Source organism: Faecalitalea cylindroides ATCC 27803 (genome assembly GCF_000469305.1).
GTDB classification, from domain to species: domain Bacteria; phylum Bacillota_I; class Bacilli_A; order Erysipelotrichales; family Erysipelotrichaceae; genus Faecalitalea; species Faecalitalea cylindroides.
This window is the reverse complement of sequence record NZ_KI271043.1, coordinates 1-1369: the sequence shown is the minus strand read 5'-3', so window position 1 is coordinate 1369 and position 1369 is coordinate 1. Positions and strand designations below refer to the sequence as shown.

Genomic DNA, 1369 nt, shown 5'->3' with positions numbered 1-1369 from the left:
CGTATGAGCTGGTTAAGTTTTCAGGTAATACCTATTGCACCAGAACCCACGACAGTTTGAAAATTTCAAACGGGAAATGGATATGGTGGTCGAGAGGAATTGGCGGCAGGAGTGCCTTGGATTATCTGATTAAGGTCAAAGGTTACAGCTTCCTTGAAGCAGTGGAAACCATTATCGGACACACAGCGATTCAGGCTCCGGTCTATGAAAAGCCACAGCCAAAAGAGGAAAATAAACCGCTTCTTCTCCCTGAAAAATGTGCTTCCAACAGAGTGATTACAGAGTATCTTTTCGGGAGAGGAATAGATTTTGAAATCATCAATTACTGTATCTCTAATGACCTTATCTTTGAGAGCCTGCCGTATCACAATGTTGTATTTGTAGGCTATGACGAGAAGAAAGAACCGAAATATGCAGCCTACCGTTCCACGAATAAGCGTAGGATTATGGGCGATTGCAGTGGCAGTAAAAAAGATTATTCTTTTCGGCTTGGTAAGGAAAATTTGGAGGAAGTACACCTCTTTGAGTGTGCCATTGACTTGTTATCCTATGCCACGCTTGCAAAACTGAACGGGCAGGACTGGAAAGAAATAAGCTTTGTTTCGCTGTCCGGGGTGTATTCTCCGGCAAAGAAAATTGAGGACAGTAAAGTGCCGATTGCACTGGAAAAGTATCTTGGCAGTAACCCATCTGTCAGGAAAATCCGTATCCATTTTGACAATGATATAGCGGGCAGAAAGGCAGCACAGACCTTAAAAACTATTCTGCCGGATAAGTATGAAATCGTTGATGAGCCACCAAAAGCAGGTAAGGACTTCAACGATTTTCTTTGTATGCGAATGGGAATTTACAATAAAAAAACACACGAAAGGAATGAAGAACGATGAATGATACAAAGATTAAAGTTCTCTTGGTAGAACCGGAAAAGTACCCGAAGGAAATTGTAATCGACGACAGTCTGGAAGCAATGCAGGAGGTTGTCGGTGGGGATATTGAGGAATATATGCCCTATGACGATGACGTTGCAATCATCTGTAATGAGGAAGGAAAGATGAGAGGACTTCCGCTTAACCGTGCAGTTTATGTGCAGGACAATGATAAGAAAGAGATGGTAGATATTATCTGCGGCAAGTTCTTTATCTGTTATGCACCACCTGAGAGCGAGAGCTTTCAGAGCTTGCCGGACGATATGATGAAGAAATACAAGGAACAGTTCAAGTATCCCGAACGCTTTTCTAAGGAAGTGGACGGCAATATCGTAGCTGAACCTTTTAAGCCGAAATCAAAGGATTATGAGAGATAGCAGCCTGAGAACGGGGCAACCCGGAGGAGATGTTTATTCTTAGCGAGCAGACCATTTGGATAAACA

General features: G+C 42.8%; 2 protein-coding genes. Both read left to right on the top strand.

What is annotated here, in order from left to right; all coding sequences use genetic code 11:
• Positions 1–887, top strand: an 887-nt coding sequence (locus tag HMPREF0367_RS08755; protein WP_035403402.1) for a DUF3991 and toprim domain-containing protein, incomplete at its 5' end; no start/stop codon positions are given.
• Positions 884–1303, top strand: a complete 420-nt coding sequence (locus HMPREF0367_RS08750; protein WP_035403399.1) for a DUF3846 domain-containing protein — start codon at positions 884–886, stop codon at positions 1301–1303. The genes HMPREF0367_RS08755 and HMPREF0367_RS08750, both read left to right, overlap by 4 nt.
• The last annotated feature ends 66 nt before the right edge of the window (positions 1304–1369 follow it).